Here is a 15,034-nt window from a genome sequence, read left to right as displayed (position 1 = left end):
CGGCTCGTCCCACTCGATGTGGTGGCGGTGCAGCCAGTCCGGCGAGGCACCACCCTTCGACGCCAGCCGCTTGAGGATCACCGGCATCATCGCGTCCCGGATCACCCGCCCCACGGGCCCGGCCGCCTTCTGGCTGCTCCCCCGCTTGCCCACCTCGACGACCGCCTCCACGCGCGAGCGGCGGATCGCGTCGAAGGTCGCGAAGGCGTGCTCCACATCGGACACGTCTCGCAGGCACTTGGCCAGCACGATCGCGTCCTCCAGGGCCATGGAGGCGCCCTGCCCGGAGGCCGGCGAGGTGGCGTGCGCCGCGTCCCCGATGATCACCATGCGGTCCCGGTGCCAGTGCGGCACGGGCGGCATGTCGTAGGTGGCCCAGCCGAACAGCGGGCCGGGGGCGGCGCGGACGATGTCGCAGGCCGGCGAGTCGTCGACCGAGAGCAGGTCGATCAGCCGGGCCCGCCACTCCGCGTCCGTGATCGCCGCGAGCTCCCCCCGGCGCGGCTCGTCGCGCTGCGGCGGGTTCGCGAACCAGCCGACCCCGCCGGAGGGGCTGCGCGCCCACCCGAAGAAGCACCGCTTGCCGAACATCATCTGGAACTCGTCCGGCGGTGCGTCGACCGCGAGGTCCGGGACGTACCCACCCACGTTGAGCACCGGGACGTAGCGCGCCGCCGGGGCCGCCTGGTCGATCAGCGTGCGCACCCGGGACCGGATGCCGTCGCAGCCGATCAGCAGGTCCCCGTCGGCCGTGGTGCCGTCCGTGAAGGTGGCCCGCACCCCGGTCGCCGACGAGCTCGCGTCCGCCAGCCGCTTGCCGTAGTGGATCCGGACGCCGCGCCGGACGGCCTCGTCGCGCAGCGCCCGGTAGAGCCCGGCCCGCGGGACGAGCCGCGGGACGGTGCCGTCCGGCAGCGGATCGCCCATCGACATCACGCCGAGCTCCTTGCCCGTGCCGCTGAAGAAGCGCATCCGCAGCGTCGGGAAGCCGAGCGGCGCGACGGCCGCGTGCGCATCGATCGCCCGGAGCGCGTCCAAGCCGTTGACCTGCAGGGTCAGCCACGAGCCGAGCTCGTCCGCCCCGGTCTCCGTGCCCTCGAACACCTCCACCGCGATCCCCGCCTGCTGCAGGGCCATCGCGACCACGGGCCCCGCGACGCCCGCGCCGATCACCAGTGCCGTTCTCATCTCGTATCCTCACTCGGGACGTCAAGTATCTCGTCGATACGAGTATCTTGGTGTCACGAGATATCTGTCAAGGAGATTCGCCATGCCCGACGTCCGGGACGAGATCATGGGATCGCTGGTGCGCTTCATCGCCGGCGTGGTGATCAACAACCACGCGGTCGCCCAGAAGCTCGGCCTGGGCCCCACGGACTCCCAGTTCATGACGCTGCTCGACGTCCACGGCCCGCTCTCCCCCGGCCGCCTCGCCGAGCTCTCCGGGCTGACCTCCGGCACCGTCACGGGCGTGATCGACCGGCTCGAGAAGGCGGGCTTCGCGACGCGGGACCGGGATCCGGGCGACCGCCGCAAGGTCATCGTGCGGCGCGACGACGACGCCGTCGAGCAGCGGCTCGCCCCGCAGTACGAGGCGCACGGCCGGCACGTCCTGGACATGCTCGACCGGCGCACCCCCGAGCAGCTGGCGGTGATCGCAGAGTTCTTCCGGGAGCTAGCCCCCGAGTAGCCCCTCCAGCGCCGCGCGGGCGGCGGCGTCCCGGGCCGCGATCCGCTGCAGGTCCTCCGCGAGCGCCTGCAACCACTCGTCCACACCGATCGGTGTGCGGCTGATCACGATGCCGCGCACCACCTTCCGCAGCTCGGCCTCCAGGCCGCGCGGCCCCTCGCGCAGCTCGAGATCACGCTCGTGGCCGTGCACGACGACCGCGACCGGACGGCCCTCGCGCCCGGCCAGCCGGTCGGCGACCGAGCGCCGCACCGAGACCTCCACCATCCCGTCGGGCAGGGTGCCGGCCAGCGCGCCGGTGAGCACCCGCGCCTGCGAGGCGACGTCCGCCCGGTCCGCCCGCAGCCCGGCCGCGAGTGTGTGGACGTCCCACATCGGCGAGTCGGTCACGAGTCGCTCAGCGGAAGGACCAGCTGCGGCGTGGGGATCCGGTGGTCCGCCCGCAGCGGCCGCACCGCCGTGCCGATCGCGAAGAACTCCGTGGTGTGCCCGCCCCACCGGTGCCCGTGCGAGCGCAGCTGCACCCCGACGATGCCCTCCGCGTGCAGCTGCTCGGCCTCGGCCTGCATCCGGCTCATGGCGAGCTCGCGGGCGTCGTAGAGCGCCTCCGTGAACTGCGGGAGCTCGACGTTCTGCCCGATGTTGCCCATCGCCTGCCAGAACCGCTGGTGGGCGATGTGGTAGACGCACGACCCCATGACCATCCCCAGCGGCGCGTACCCGGCCTGCACCAGCGTCCAGAAGTCCTGGCCGGACAGGTCCGAGGTGAAGGGCTGGTCCTTGTTGTTGCGCCAGGTGTAGCCGTCCGGCGTCTTGGGCTCGTCCGCCTTCACCGCGGTGCCGACGGCGATGAACTCGGCCAGGTCCGAGCCGAACTCCTTGAACTCGATCTCGAGCCGGACACCGACGATCCCGTCCGCGCCGAGCTGGTCCGCCTCGGCCTCCATGCGGGTCATCGCGAGCTCGCGGGCGTGGTACATCGCCTGCGAGAGCATCGTGAGCTCCTGGTTCTTGTTCCACCGGCCCATCTGGAAGCCGACGTGGTAGATGCTCGAGCCCAGGACCAGCCCGAGCGGGCGGAACCCGGCCTCGCGGACCAGCAGGAACTCGTTCACCGAGAGGTCCGAGGTGAACAGGCTGGTGGCCTGGCCGGGCCGCATCTCGGCGAGCCGGCGCATCGCGTCCTCGGGGATCCGGAGCTCGGTCGGGTCGGCCGTCATGAGGTCCTCCGTACAGGCGTCAACGCAGGGGCAGGTAGGTCAGGGTGCGGCTCGGCGCCGCACGTCCGGAGTGGAAGCGGGCCACGGCGGTGCCGAACACGGTGGACTCCGCCACCAGGTCGCGGTGGTTCTCGGCGGGCTCGACCTCCCACGTCGCGAGCGCCATGTCGTCGACGATCGCGCCGTCCGCCCCGGTGCCCCGCACGTGCGCGGTGAAGCGGTGCCGGGCGTCCTCACGGACCCGGGTGACGAGCTCGGTGTGCCCGGTGACCTCGACGTTCCCCGCGCCCCACGACATCTGCTGACGGGTGGACCAGTCGACGTGCCGGATCGCGACGGAGATGCCGTAGACCAGGTCCGTGGGCATCCAGCCGGCCCGCACGAGCTTCGCGACGTCCGTGGCGGGCAGCGCGGTGGTGAACACCCGGGAAGGCCGCGTGCCGCTGCGGGCGCGCACCCCGGTGCCGAGCGCGGTGAACTCCCGCGCCCCGCCCTCCATCCGGTCCTGCACGAGCCGGATCCCGACGACGCCGTCGGCCCCGATCGCCGCGGCCTCCTGGACGAGCCGGGACATCGCGGTGCCGTAGCCGTGCTCGAGCGCCGCGACGTACGGGGCGAAGCCGGAGAACGCGGCCCGGTCCGAGGACGTGATCGTGGGGGCGGTGCCGCCGTAGCCGCCGTAGGCCCCGCCGAACGGCGACCACCCGCACCCGCGGTAGCCCTGCCAGCCGATCCGTTCGACGATGCTGCCCATCACCTCGCCGACGGGGTCGAAGCCCGCGTCCGTGAGCCCGGCGGCGGCGGGCGCGCTGAGCAGCGACGTCCAGGCACCCCCGGCCGCGGCACGGCGGACCCTCTCGGCCGCCACGGGCGGGAGCCCCCGCCCGTCCCAGTCCGCCACGCGCACCCCTTCCGCCACCCCCGAGACTAGCCCCGCACGGCGGCGCCGCGCCGCACGGAAACGCGCCGGGAGCGCTTGCGCGGCAATGCATCCGACTTGTCAGGATCGTCCCGTTGGCGAGGGATGCGGGCCGGGCCGGCCCGCGCCAGCGGCAACGACAGCTGCTCCCCCTCGGGCACGTGCGGTGGGCGCCGGTACGCCCGGACCCACGACCGCCCCCGCCAGTACCCCGGAACCTTCATGCAGGCATGACAGCACGGCCCACCGACAGTTTCCGGAGGCCTCAGACCGGCGCCGTCGTCCCCCGCACCACCAGCCGCGTCGGCAGGTCGATCGACGGCGCCCCGGCGAGCCGCCCGGCCAGCGCCTCCAGCAGCAGCTCCGCCGCCCGCGCCCCCTGCTCCCGCGCCGGCTGGGCGATCGTGGTGAGGTCCGCGAACCCCGCCGCCGCCTGGTCGTCGAACCCCACGACGGACATCCGCCCCGGCACGTCCACCCCGGCCCGCCGGAACGTGCGCAGGGCACCGAGCGCCGTCTCGTCCGACATCGCGAGCACCGCGGTGGGCAGCACCCCCCGCGCCAGCAGCACCGATGCGGCGCGTGCCCCGGCCGGTGCGTCGTGCCCGGCAGGCACGACCCACTCCTCCCGCAGCGGCAGCCCGGCCTCGGCCAACCCGTCCGCGAACCCGGCGCGGCGGGCCTCGGTGACCGCCCCGCCCGCGGCGTCGTCCGGGTCGAAGGACAGCAGGCCGATCTCCCGGTGCCCCAGCCCGACCAGGTGCCGGACGGCGGCGGCCGCACCCGCGCGGTCGTCGATCCCGACGCGCGGCGCCCCGGGGAAGGTCCCGCCCACCGCGGCCACCGGCACGTCCAGCCGCGTGAGCAGCGCGGTCTCCTCCGGGGTGAAGGACGACGCCACCACGATCAGACCGGCGACGGCCGTCTGCCGCGGCAGGCCCGCGAGCACGGCGGCGCGCCCTTCCGGATCACCCACGTTGTGCAGGAGGAACGGATAGCCGCCGGCCCGCAGCACGCGCTCGATCCCGCCGATGGCCTCCGCGAAGAACCAGGCCGAGGGGAACCGGGCGAGCACCGCGACCACCGGCCGTTCCATCGCGCCTCCGCCCGTCCCCTGTGGAAGGGTCGGCCCCCAGCCGACCCGCGAGGAGCCCCAGCATGACCGACGCCACGCCCTGGTGGCGGAGCGCCGTGATCTACCAGGTCTACATCCGCAGCTTCGCCGACGGGAACGGCGACGGGGTGGGCGACATCGCCGGCCTGCGTGCTCGCCTCGGCCACCTCGCCGACCTCGGCGTGGACGCGATCTGGATCAACCCCTGGTACCCGTCCCCGCTCCACGACGCGGGCTACGACGTGTCGGACTACCGCGCGATCGAGCCCCGCTTCGGCACCCTCGACGAGGCCGGCGCCCTGATCGCGGAGGCCCACGGCCGCGGCCTGCGGGTCATCCTCGACATCGTCCCGAACCACACCTCGAACGAGCACCCGTGGTTCCGCGAGGCGCTGGCGGGCGAGCATCGGGAGCGGTACGTCTTCCGCGACTCGGGCGACTCCCCGCCCAACGACTGGCAGGCGATGTTCGGCGGCGGCGCGTGGACCCGGCTCCCGGACGGCACGTGGTACCTGCACCTGTTCGACGTCACCCAGCCCGACCTCAACTGGGACGACGCGGACGTCCGCGCAGACTTCGCCGAGACCCTGCGCTTCTGGTTCGACCGCGGCGTCGACGGCTTCCGGATCGACGTCGCGAACTCGCTGGTCAAGGAGGAGGGCCTGCCGGACGTCGGCGAGCGGCAGCACCACGATCCCGGCCCGCACCCGCACTGGGACCGCGACGAGGTGCACGAGATCTACCGGGAGTGGCGCGGCATCGCGGACACCTACGACCCGCCGCGGGTGTTCGTCGCCGAGGCGTGGGTGCCCGAGGCGGACCGCTTCGCCCGCTACCTGCGCCCGGACGAGCTGCACACCGCCTTCAACTTCGACTTCCTCAAGGCGGCGTGGACGGCGCCGGCGCTGCGCCGGTCGATCGAGCGGACCCTGCGCGAGCACGCGGCCGTGGGCGCCCCGCCGACCTGGGTGCTGTCCAACCACGACGTCGCCCGGCACGTCTCCCGCCTGGCCCGGGACCCGGACGACGGCATCGGGACGAGCCTGGACTCGATGCTCGGCGTGCCGGCGGACCTGGAGCTCGGCACCCGCCGCGCCCGTGCCGCCGCCCTACTGATCTTCGCGCTCCCCGGCGGCGCCTACGTCTACCAGGGCGACGAGCTGGGCCTGCCGGAAGTCGAGGACCTGCCGGAGGACGTGCTCGACGACCCGACCTGGCGCCGCTCCGGGCACACCCAGCGCGGCCGCGACGGCTGCCGGGTGCCGATCCCCTGGTCCGGGAGTGCCGCGCCGTTCGGCTTCGGCCCCGAGGGCAGCACGCCGTGGCTCCCGCAGCCCACCTGGTTCGCGCGGTACACCGCGGAACGCGAGGCGGCCGATCCCGGCTCGATGCTCTCGCTCTACCGGCGCGCGCTGCGTCTGCGCCGGCAGCTGCCGGCCCTCGGCGACGGTGACCTGACCTGGCTCGACGTGCCCGAGGGTGCCCTCGGCTTCGCCCGTACACCGGGCTTCGCGCTGCTGCTCAACCTCGACGCCGCCCCGTTCGCCCTCCCCGCCCACGCCGAGGTCGTCCTGCGCTCCGGCCCGCTGTCCGACGGCCTGCTCGCCGAGGACACCGCGGTCTGGCTGTCCCTGTGAGAACGTCCGCCGCCGGCGGGGCGACAGGCGCTCACGACCCGCACTGACCTGGCCTCATCGGTACCTCGCCCGGTACCGGGCCCGGGTGCGCTCGCGCTCGGCGCGCGCGGCGGCGTCCCGGACCGCCTGGGCGTGGCCGGGCGGCCAGCCCGCCCGCCGGGCGCGGTGGTCCACCGCGTCGTGCAGCAGGAAGATCGCGAACTGGGCGGAGACGAGCCAGCCCAGCAGCAGGCCGCAGAGCCGCACCCACAGCGGCCCCGGCACGAACAGCACGATCGGCGCGGACACGATCACCAGCGGCACCGCGGTGCGCAGCAGGTGCCGGGCCACCCAGGTCCGGCAGGTGGCGTCGTCGAGCACCCAGTCCGCGAAGCGGGCGGGCAGCCGGCCGCCGACGGCGTACCAGAGCCACCACCACGGGCCGGGCCGCGCCATCGCTAGGCGCGCAGTGCGGTGAGGAAGGCCGGGACGTCGTCGTGGACCACGAAGTGCCGGGTCAGCCCCAACAGGTCGACGACCTTGTGCACCGACCGGTTGCCCTCGAGCCCCGCGAGGTGCACGCGGTCCCCGGCGCGCGTGTGGGCCCCCAGGAGCGCGCTGACCCCGGCCGAGCCGAGGTAGCTCACCGCCGCGAGATCGACGACCACGGCGCGGGCCCCGAGGATGGCCGACTGGAGGGCCTCGTGGAGCCGCCCCGCGGTGTCCGTGTCCAGCTCACCGGCCAGCCGGACGGCGACGACACCGCTTCGGAGCGTCTCGTGCCGGACCTCGAGGGCCGGTGGATCGATCTCGCCGCGTCCCGCACCGTCCCGCACGACGTGATCCTCGCCCCTCCGAACGGACAGGTCAACGGTAGCCACATCACCCGACGTGTTCGGCCCGTCGCTCCAGCGGACGCGGATCCGTCCGGAGCAGTCGTCGTCTCGGCCGGCGGCGAACCCGACCGGCGTGCTCCCGTCGATCGTCACGCCTGTCGGGGTGAGGTGCGCGCTCCGTGGACGGAGGCGGAGAGTGCCGTACCGAGACCGCGGCGGCGGTATTCCCGGAGAAGTCCCGACGTGACGTTCGCCCCTCCGCATGGAGAAACGACCGTCCGTTCCACGATGCTGGTCCGCGTACGGCCGCGGGCCCCGTCGGGCTGGGCGGAGTCCTCGACCGTCGCCCGTAACGGCGCGGTAACGGAGCGGGAGTTCCGTTGGCACGTCACGGCTCGGCCAGGAGGACCCCGATGTCCCGACGCGATCCCGCGGACGCCTGATGTCCGCCCAGCCAGACCTGCTCGCCCCGCACGACCCCGTCGGCGCGGCGGTCTCGGCGCTGCGCGCCGGACGCCCCGTCCTGGTCGCGGACGCCGGCGACCGGGAGAACGAGTACGACGTCGTCCTGCCGGCCGCCCTGGCCGAACCCCGCTGGACCGCCTGGGCCGTCCGGTACAGCTCGGGGCTGTTGTGCGCCCCGATGAGCGGCGAGCGGGCAGACGCGCTCGGCCTTCCGCCGATGGTCCGGCGCAACCAGGACCCCCGCGGCACCGCGTACACCGTGAGCGTCGACGCGGCGAGCGGGATCAGCACCGGCATCAGCGCCCGCGACCGGGCCCGTACCGCGCAGGTCCTCGCGGCCCCGGACAGCCGCCCCTCCGACCTGGTCCGGCCCGGCCACGTCCTCCCGCTGCGCGCTCGCGCGGGCGGCGTCGTCGAGCGCCCCGGACACACCGAGGCCGGCGTCGACCTGTGCCGGCTGGCCGGCCTGCCGCCCGTCGCCCTGATCGCGGAGCTGGTCACGGACAGCGGGATGGCCGGAATCGCCGACGCCGCGCTGCTCGGCGCCCAGCACGACCTCACCGTCCTCACGATCGCCGATCTCGTCGCGCACCGGCTCCGCCACGGCGACGGTGAGCGGGCCCGCGTCACCCGCGCCGCCGCGACCCGGCTGCCCACCGAGCACGGCGTGTTCGACGCGCTCGGCTACCGGGACGAGGTCACCGGCGCCGAGCACATGGCACTGCTGGGCGCCCGCACCGCGAGCCGCCCGCTCGTCGCGGTGCACCGCGAGTGCCTGCTCGGGGACGTCATGGGCAGCATGGCCTGCGACTGCGCCCGCCGGTTCGCCCAGGACGCGGCCGTGATCGCGCGGGACGGCGGCGTGCTGCTGTACCTGCGCCGCCCGGACGCCCGCGCTCTCGACCCGCACGGGCTCACCCCCGCGGACGCGGGTGCCGCCGCCGCGATGCTGGCCGAGCTCGGCCACACCGCCGTCCGGTTGCTCCCCGGCTCCGCGACCCCGGCCTCCCTGGCCGGCCCGGACCTGTCCGTGGTCGACGCCGATCGCCGGGGCCTCCTCCGCCCGGCGTGACGGGCCGAGGCCCTGCGCCCACCGAGGTCCTGTGCCCACCGAGCCGCAGTGCCCACCGAGCCGCTGCGACGGCCGAGCCGGCGTGACGAGCGAGCAGGACCTGTTCGAGCGGCTGCTAGCCCTCGACCACTCGCGCGCGGAGCCGTGGGGGCCGCTGCACGGGGTGGTCGTGGCCGCGTTCACCCTCCAGCACGACCATGAACCGCGGCCGGCCGACGATCCGGCGCTGGAGCTGCTGCGCGCCTTCGTCGAGCGCGGTCGTGAGGGGCTCGCCGCGGTCACCGCGCGCCGGCGGCGCGCCAACTCGCACCGGGGTGCCGGGCTCGCGCGGCCGACCGGCCCCCTGCTCCCGGCCCCGGCCGGCTTCGCCGTCCGCATCGGGGACGTCACGGTCGACGGCGGGTTCCCCGCAGACGGACACGCGGAACGGGTGCGGGCGTGGGCCCTCGCGACGCTGACGGCCTGGGCCGATCAGCCCACCTGACGGACGACCTCGCGGACCGTCTCGAGCACCTCGTCGGGATGGTCGAGGTGCACCGAGTGGGTGGCGCCCGGCCAGCTCCGCAGCTCGCCCCCGAAGGCGCCGGCGAGCCGCTCGTGCGCCTTCCGCACCGCGGATCCCGGCGGGCGATCGGCGGTGACGACCACGGACGGCAGCCGCGGCAGGTCGGACTCGTGCAGGTTGGCCGCGAGGGTGTCGATCCCCCCGGCCGCCTTCGCGAGCTGCACCATGTCCGCCTCGAGGGTCCGCTCCATCGCCGCGGCGCAGTCCGGGCGCAGCGCCACCTCGCGCATCTGCTTGCGGCCCAACGCGCGGAAGCCGGCGGAGGCCAGCTTCCCGGCGACCGGGAGCCGGGCGAACGCCCCCAGCGGGCCGATGGTCCGGGCCATCTGCCGGCAGCTCGCGGGGTCGTTGATCGGGGAGGCGTCGAGCAGCACGAGGCCGGCGAGGTCCTCCGGATGGTCGCGCGCGAGCAGCACCGCGACGGCACCGCCGAGGCTCTGCCCCACCACGACCACCGGCCCGAGGCCGAGCTCCGCGATCAGCGCGTGCAGGTGGGCAGAGGCCCCCGCGAGATCACCGTCCACCATGGAGCGTCCGGTGCCGGGCCGGTCGTGCACGATCACCCGGCACCCCGGGTCGGCGATCAGCCCCTCGACCAGCCCGGGGAAGAACCCGTCGCAGGTCTCGGCCCCGCCGGGCAGCAACAGGACAGCCGGCCCTGAGTCCCCCAGCACCTGCACCTCACCCGCCCCCGGCCCGGGCGTCGCTGCGGGACGCGAGCTGTGGGCGTCGTCGGTCGCCATGCCGTCGACCGTAGACACGACTCGGCCCGGGCGCCCCGTGGGACGTCCGGGCCGAGCCACCTGAACCCGTGAGTGGCGATAGTCGCTCTGGCGACTATCGCCACTCACGAGGGGTGGGTTCAGGCAGCTCTTCAGGCGGCGAGGGCCATGGCGGGGGCGGTGACCGGGGCGACCGTGCCGCGGGCCTCGATGGCGGTGAACAGGGCGTCCTCGTAGCGGGCGATGCAGGAGTCCCAGGTCAGGGTCTCGGCCTTGGCCCGGGCCTGGGCGGAGCGGGTGGCGAGCAGCTCGCGGTCGTCGGCCAGCTCCCGCAGGGCGGCGCGGAGGGTGTCGACGTCGCGGGCCGGGACGATCGTGCCGGGGCCGGCGGCCAGGTCGCGGACACCGGGCAGGTCGGACACGACCGGGACGGCGCCGGCCATCATGCCCTCCAGCACGACCAGGCCGAACGCCTCGGCCTGCGTCACGGACGGGAGGGTGACCACGTCGGCGGAGTCGTAGGCGGCGGCGAGCTCCTCGTCGGACACCCGGCCGCGGAAGGTGATGTTCGTGGCGCCGGCGGCGAGGCGCTGGTAGTCGGCGCGGTGCGGGCCGTCCCCGATCAGGGTCAGCTCCATGCCCGGCTGGGAGGCGACGGCGGGGATGAGCCACTCGAGGCCCTTGTAGGGGCGCATCTGCCCGACGAACAACACCTGCAGCGGGCCGGCGGTCTTCTTCTCCGCGAGGGGGCGCAGGTCGGTGCCCCACTCGATGACCTTCACCGGCGGCCGGCCCGAGCCGCGGGACTCGCTGTCGGCGTAGAACTGCGAGGTGGTCAGGGTCATGTCCGCGCGGCCGGACAGGATGCGGTGGAGGCGGTTGTAGACCCCGGAGAGGGTTTCGGCGCCGCGGACGGCGAGGGCGGAGTGGTGGGTGTAGACCACCGGGGTGCCGCGCCGGGCGCCGGCGAGGAGGAGGAACACATCCGACATGGTGGGGACCGGGCCGTGGAGGTTGATGACGTCGTAGTCGCGGGTCATGGCCGAGATGTGGCGCCAGTAGGCGAGCATCGCCGAGAACCGGTACTCGCCGAACGACAGCCGCGGGATCTGCACGCTGGACAGGACGTCGACGCGGTGCCCGCGGCCGCGCAGCCCGGTGGTGAGGCGGTCGACGCAGCGGGAGATCCCGGAGACGATCGGCGGCGCCTCCGAGGTGACGATCAGGACGTTGAGGCCCTCGGCGTGGGCCGAGACGGCCGGGCGGAGGGTGCCGGTGGTGGGGGTGATGGTGCGCTGGGTGCGGAGGTGGGTGAGGAAGCGGCGGGCCTCGCGCACCATCGTGAACCGGCCGGTGGTGGCGGTGGTGGTGTTCGACATCGGGGGCTCCTCGTCCGTTCCTGCTGACAGGAACAAGACTGCTGCTCAGAGCCTCTTGGAACGATCGTGTGCACCCGCCGACCGGCAGGGCTCCACCCCCGAACCCGGGTAGGGTTCACCCCCCACCCGCACGCTCCAGGAGCTCGATCTCCACAGCCCCCGCGGGCAGCCGCAGCCCCAGCTCCCGACCGGCGAGCACCGCCGTGAGCTGCAGGTTTCCCGCCCGGACGCGGTAGGCGCCGTCGGGCGGGAGCAGGTCGCCCTCCACCCGGACGCTCCGCCCGGTGCTGGTGGCGGGCACCCGGTGGGGGCGGCCCAGCACCCCCGCCGCCCCGGCGAGGTCCCCCGCCGCGACGAGCTCGCGGACCCGCGTCGACGAGCACCCCGGCAGCAGGTCCACACCGTGCGCGCGGAAGCCGTGCCGGGCTCCCAGCCGGCGCAGCAGCCGGACGTCGCCCACCCCGCGGTACCCGAAGCGGAAGTTCTCCCCCACCACCACGTCCGTGGCGCGCAGGGTGCGCACGAGGACGTCACGCGCGAACTCCACCGCCGGCGTGCGGGCCAGGCCCTCGCCGAAGGGCAGTACGAGGACGGCGTCCGCCCCGAGCTCGCGGGCGAGCTCCGCACGGCGCTCCAGGCTCACGACCGCCCGGGTGTCCCGGTGCCGCCCGGCCACCGTGGCCGGGTGCGGGTCGAAGGTCGCCAGCACCACCGGCAGCCCCCGTAGCCGCCCGAGCTCGACGGCCCGGCCGAGCAGCCGCGCGTGGCCGCGGTGCAGCCCGTCGAACACCCCGAGCGTCACCACCGAGCGGCCCCAGCTCCACGGCACCTCCGCGAGCCCACGCCAGTGGCTCACCGGATCGACGACGGGTGCGGGCACAGCGGCGTGACCTGCACCGTCATGTAGGGGAACAGCGGCAGGTTCCACAGGATCTCGTGCAGCTCGTCCGTCGACTCGACGTCGAACACGCTGACGTTCGAGTACTTCCCCACGACCCGCCAGATGTGGGGCCACTTGCCCTGCCGCTGCAGGTCCTGCGAGTACGCCTTCTCGCGCGCGATCGTGTCCGCGCGGACGTCCGGATCGAGGTCGCGCGGGATGTCGACGTCCATGGTCACGTGGAACAGCACGAGCAGGTCCTTCCGGGAGCGGGCCCGGCCCCGCCGCGGCGGGGCCGGGCAGGGGTCAGCGACGGTTCTTGAGGAACGAGACGTCGTCGTTGCCGATCAGGTCCGGGACGGTCCAGCCGTCCAGGTCGTACTCGTTCAGGCATGCCTCGGCCAGGCCCTTCATCGCGGCCGTGGTGCCCTGCGCCTCGGCCGCGAACAGCAGCTCCGCCTTCACGTTCTCGTGGTTGCCCGAGTAGTTGCGCTCGTAGAGCTCGTGGCGCCCACCGAACTCGGAGCCCACGGCGTCCCACAGCGCCTTCATGACCTTCACCCGGTCCACGGCCTCGTACCCGTTGGAGCCGCGGACGTACTTGTCCAGGTAGGGCCGCACCTCGGGCGTCTTGAAGTCGATGGAGTGCGAGTTGAGGTAGATCAGGCCCGACGCGACGTCGGACTCGATGATCTCCTTGATCCGCGGGTAGGCCTGGATCATCAGCATCCGGTACGTGAGCCCGTAGTCGAGCTTGGGCAGCAGCGCCCCGTTGGTCCACTCGTCGGGGTTGCGCGCCATGGCGTCCGCCAGCGCGTAGAACGTGTTCCGCCACCCGACGACCTCGCCCACGCGGGTCTGCACGCCGCGGAAGTCCTTGCTGCCCGTGATCTCCAGGGCCCTGAGCAGCAGCCCCGCGATGAAGTCGATCTTCGTCGCGAGCCGGATGCAGCCGTGGAAGGTGAAGCGCGGGATGAAGCCCGACACCGGGAAGAAGCCGTTGATCTTCTCGATGTCGCCGTAGAGGAACACGTTCTCCCACGGCACCAGCACCTTGTCGAAGACGAAGATGGTGTCGTTCTCGTCCATCCGCGAGGAGAGCGGGTAGTCGAACGGGCTGCCCATCACCGCGGCCTGCTGGGCGTAGCTGGTGCGGCAGATCAGCTTCACGCCCGGCGCGTCCATCGGCACCGTGCAGATGAGCGCGAACTCCTTCTTCTTGATCGGCAGCCCGTAGTGCGCGATGAAGTTGTAGTTCGTGATCGCCGAGCCGGTGGCGACGACCTTGGCGCCGGAGACGATCAGCCCGGCGTCGGTCTCCTTCTCCACCTTCATGAACACGTCGCCGACCTCGTCCGGCGGCAGGTTGCGGTCCACCGGCGGGTTGATGATCGCGTGGTTCCAGTACAGGACCTTCTCCTGCGACTCCTTGTACCACCGCTTCGCGTTGTCCTCGAACGGCGCGTAGAACTCCGAGTTCGCGCCCAGCGTCCCCAGGAAGCTGGCCTTGTAGTCGGGCGAGCGGCCCATCCAGCCGTAGGACATCCGCGCCCAGGTCTGGATCGCCTCACGGTCCGCGAGCAGGTCGTCGACCGAGTGCGGGGACCGGAAGAACGGGTGCGTGACGCCGCCGTTGCCGGTGTCCGTCGGGACCGTCAGCCTGTCGCGGGTCTCGGGCGCGTGCAACGCGTCGTAGAGCCGGGCAGTCATCCGCACCGGGTTGCGGAACGCCGGGTGCGTGGTCACGTCCTTCACACGCTCGCCGTAGACCCACACCTCGCGACCGTCCTGGATGGACGCGATGTACTCGTCGCCGGTCATGGGGGCGGTGGCGGTGGGAGCGGGACGGTCCTGCTGGATGGTCATGATGTCCTTCCGGGTCAGGCGATCTTGAGGAACGTCGATTGCGCGTCGAACCAGCCGGCCTCGGGGCTGTCGAGGGAGCCGGTCCAGTGGGTCCCGGTCTCGACCGGGCCGATCTCGCGGAAGGCGCCGCAGTAGAACAGCAGCGGCTCCGCGTCGGTGACGTCGATGTGCTCGACCTCCCCGACCACGATCAGGTGGTCCCCGCCGTCGTAGGTCCGCCAGGGACGGCAGGAGTACACGGCGGCGGAGCCGACGAGCACGGGCGCGGTGGGGCCCTCGGCCCACTCCGGCCCCGGGTCGGCGGGGCGCCCGGCGAAGTGCCAGGCCGTGTCGACCTGGCCGGCGCCGAGCACGTTCACCGCGAACGGCGAGCCCTCCAGGTAGCCGCACGCGCGCGACTTGCGGGTCAGCGTGACCTGGCACAGCGCGGGCTCGAGCGAGACCGCGGTGAACGCGTTGACGGTCGCCCCGTGCGGGGTCCCCTCGTCGTTGCGGCAGGTCACGACGGTGACGCCGGTGGCGAACCGGCCGAAGGCGTTGCGCAGGTCCCGGGCTGGGACGGTCATGCCTCGCACCTCCCTGTGCGCTGTACGCTCTGCGTACTTGATGAACGCTGTGCGTTCAATGTCGACGAGAGTGCCCGACGGCGGGCGCGGGGTCAACCCCCGACCGGGGCCGTGCGGAAGGATG

17 protein-coding genes are annotated in these 15,034 nt (G+C 73.7%); 4 read left to right on the top strand and 13 right to left on the bottom strand.

Features of this window, described 5'->3' with window-relative positions; all coding sequences use genetic code 11:
• The coding region (locus tag ABD324_RS13390) for an FAD-dependent oxidoreductase (protein WP_344416098.1) at nt 1-1,188 on the bottom strand (1,188 nt) is incomplete at its 3' end.
• Nucleotides 1,189-1,270: 82 nt separating this feature from the next.
• Here ABD324_RS13390 and ABD324_RS13385 point away from each other — a divergent pair.
• A complete protein-coding gene (locus tag ABD324_RS13385) occupies nt 1,271-1,690 on the top strand; it encodes a MarR family winged helix-turn-helix transcriptional regulator (protein WP_344416096.1) in 420 nt (139 codons plus the stop codon).
• Here ABD324_RS13385 and ABD324_RS13380 read toward each other — a convergent pair.
• The 4 genes from ABD324_RS13380 to ABD324_RS13365 form a co-directional block, all read right to left on the bottom strand.
• The gene (locus ABD324_RS13380) at nt 1,676-2,080 is read right to left on the bottom strand and encodes a hypothetical protein (protein WP_344416094.1); all 405 of its coding nucleotides are present in this window, start codon (nt 2,078-2,080) and stop codon (nt 1,676-1,678) included. The two genes, ABD324_RS13385 and ABD324_RS13380, sit on opposite strands and share 15 nt — an antisense overlap.
• Nucleotides 2,077-2,910, bottom strand: a complete 834-nt coding sequence (locus ABD324_RS13375; RefSeq protein ID WP_344416092.1) for a heavy metal-binding domain-containing protein — start codon at nt 2,908-2,910, stop codon at nt 2,077-2,079. The genes ABD324_RS13380 and ABD324_RS13375 overlap by 4 nt, the downstream gene beginning before the upstream one ends.
• 19 nt (nt 2,911-2,929) lie before the next feature.
• Complete coding sequence (locus ABD324_RS13370; RefSeq protein ID WP_344416090.1) at nt 2,930-3,811, bottom strand: heavy metal-binding domain-containing protein; 882 nt, start codon at nt 3,809-3,811, stop codon at nt 2,930-2,932.
• A 283-nt stretch (nt 3,812-4,094) separates the two neighbouring features.
• Nucleotides 4,095-4,925: a LacI family DNA-binding transcriptional regulator gene (locus tag ABD324_RS13365; RefSeq protein ID WP_344416087.1), complete on the bottom strand. Its 831-nt coding sequence runs from the start codon at nt 4,923-4,925 to the stop codon at nt 4,095-4,097.
• A gap of 62 nt (nt 4,926-4,987) precedes the next feature.
• On the opposite strand from ABD324_RS13365, the gene ABD324_RS13360 reads away from it, so the two are divergent.
• Entirely contained in the window at nt 4,988-6,580 is a 1,593-nt protein-coding gene (locus tag ABD324_RS13360; RefSeq protein WP_344416085.1) for a glycoside hydrolase family 13 protein, read from the top strand.
• Nucleotides 6,581-6,634: 54 nt separating this feature from the next.
• Here ABD324_RS13360 and ABD324_RS13355 read toward each other — a convergent pair whose 3' ends face one another.
• A complete protein-coding gene (locus ABD324_RS13355) occupies nt 6,635-7,015 on the bottom strand; it encodes a DUF5313 family protein (RefSeq protein WP_344416083.1) in 381 nt (126 codons plus the stop codon).
• Between the two features lie 2 nt (nt 7,016-7,017).
• Nucleotides 7,018-7,395, bottom strand: coding sequence for an STAS domain-containing protein (locus ABD324_RS13350; RefSeq protein WP_344416081.1), 378 nt, complete (start codon nt 7,393-7,395; stop codon nt 7,018-7,020).
• Nucleotides 7,396-7,837: 442 nt separating this feature from the next.
• Here ABD324_RS13350 and ribB point away from each other — a divergent pair, with 442 nt between their 5' ends.
• Nucleotides 7,838-8,932, top strand: a complete 1,095-nt coding sequence (ribB, locus tag ABD324_RS13345) for a 3,4-dihydroxy-2-butanone-4-phosphate synthase (protein WP_344416079.1) — start codon at nt 7,838-7,840, stop codon at nt 8,930-8,932.
• Between the two features lie 82 nt (nt 8,933-9,014).
• Nucleotides 9,015-9,416 carry a DUF5946 family protein gene (locus tag ABD324_RS13340; RefSeq protein WP_344416077.1) on the top strand — a complete coding sequence of 134 codons (402 nt, stop codon included), beginning with the start codon at nt 9,015-9,017 and terminating at the stop codon, nt 9,414-9,416.
• Here ABD324_RS13340 and ABD324_RS13335 read toward each other — a convergent pair.
• The 6 genes from ABD324_RS13335 to ABD324_RS13310 all read right to left on the bottom strand — a co-directional run bounded on the left by ABD324_RS13335 (nt 9,404) and on the right by ABD324_RS13310 (nt 14,910).
• Nucleotides 9,404-10,240, bottom strand: coding sequence for an alpha/beta fold hydrolase (locus ABD324_RS13335; RefSeq protein WP_344416075.1), 837 nt, complete (start codon nt 10,238-10,240; stop codon nt 9,404-9,406). The genes ABD324_RS13340 and ABD324_RS13335 overlap by 13 nt on opposite strands.
• 131 nt (nt 10,241-10,371) lie before the next feature.
• Nucleotides 10,372-11,598 (bottom strand): glycosyltransferase family 4 protein, encoded by a 1,227-nt coding sequence (locus ABD324_RS13330; RefSeq protein ID WP_344416073.1) that lies wholly within the window; start codon nt 11,596-11,598, stop codon nt 10,372-10,374.
• Between the two features lie 115 nt (nt 11,599-11,713).
• Nucleotides 11,714-12,478, bottom strand: coding sequence for an adenylyltransferase/cytidyltransferase family protein (locus tag ABD324_RS13325; RefSeq protein ID WP_344416071.1), 765 nt, complete (start codon nt 12,476-12,478; stop codon nt 11,714-11,716).
• Nucleotides 12,451-12,729, bottom strand: coding sequence for a muconolactone Delta-isomerase (gene catC, locus ABD324_RS13320; RefSeq protein ID WP_344416069.1), 279 nt, complete (start codon nt 12,727-12,729; stop codon nt 12,451-12,453). Before catC ends, ABD324_RS13325 begins: the two co-directional genes overlap by 28 nt.
• A 55-nt stretch (nt 12,730-12,784) precedes the next feature.
• Complete coding sequence (locus ABD324_RS13315; protein ID WP_344416067.1) at nt 12,785-14,344, bottom strand: 4-hydroxyphenylacetate 3-hydroxylase family protein; 1,560 nt, start codon at nt 14,342-14,344, stop codon at nt 12,785-12,787.
• Nucleotides 14,345-14,358: 14 nt separating this feature from the next.
• On the bottom strand, nt 14,359-14,910 hold the full coding sequence (locus ABD324_RS13310) for a flavin reductase family protein (RefSeq protein ID WP_344416065.1): 552 nt from the start codon (nt 14,908-14,910) through the stop codon (nt 14,359-14,361).
• Nucleotides 14,911-15,034: the final 124 nt, after the last annotated feature.

It is taken from the genome of Pseudonocardia ailaonensis (genome assembly GCF_039531635.1).
GTDB lineage: Bacteria > Actinomycetota > Actinomycetes > Mycobacteriales > Pseudonocardiaceae > Pseudonocardia > Pseudonocardia ailaonensis.
This window is presented reverse-complemented; position numbering and strand designations above follow the sequence as displayed.

What these genes read in the sequence shown, in the direction of transcription:
- ABD324_RS13385 (WP_344416096.1), top strand. Translation starts at nt 1,271, where the DNA reads ATGCCCGACGTCCGGGACGAGATCATGGGATCGCTGGTGCGCTTCATC.
- ABD324_RS13375 (WP_344416092.1), bottom strand. Translation starts at nt 2,910, where the DNA reads ATGACGGCCGACCCGACCGAGCTCCGGATCCCCGAGGACGCGATGCGC.
- ABD324_RS13365 (WP_344416087.1), bottom strand. Translation starts at nt 4,925, where the DNA reads ATGGAACGGCCGGTGGTCGCGGTGCTCGCCCGGTTCCCCTCGGCCTGG.
- ABD324_RS13360 (WP_344416085.1), top strand. Translation starts at nt 4,988, where the DNA reads ATGACCGACGCCACGCCCTGGTGGCGGAGCGCCGTGATCTACCAGGTC.
- ABD324_RS13355 (WP_344416083.1), bottom strand. Translation starts at nt 7,015, where the DNA reads ATGGCGCGGCCCGGCCCGTGGTGGTGGCTCTGGTACGCCGTCGGCGGC.
- ribB (WP_344416079.1), top strand. Translation starts at nt 7,838, where the DNA reads ATGTCCGCCCAGCCAGACCTGCTCGCCCCGCACGACCCCGTCGGCGCG.
- ABD324_RS13335 (WP_344416075.1), bottom strand. Translation starts at nt 10,240, where the DNA reads ATGGCGACCGACGACGCCCACAGCTCGCGTCCCGCAGCGACGCCCGGG.
- ABD324_RS13330 (WP_344416073.1), bottom strand. Translation starts at nt 11,598, where the DNA reads ATGTCGAACACCACCACCGCCACCACCGGCCGGTTCACGATGGTGCGC.
- ABD324_RS13315 (WP_344416067.1), bottom strand. Translation starts at nt 14,344, where the DNA reads ATGACCATCCAGCAGGACCGTCCCGCTCCCACCGCCACCGCCCCCATG.
- ABD324_RS13310 (WP_344416065.1), bottom strand. Translation starts at nt 14,910, where the DNA reads ATGACCGTCCCAGCCCGGGACCTGCGCAACGCCTTCGGCCGGTTCGCC.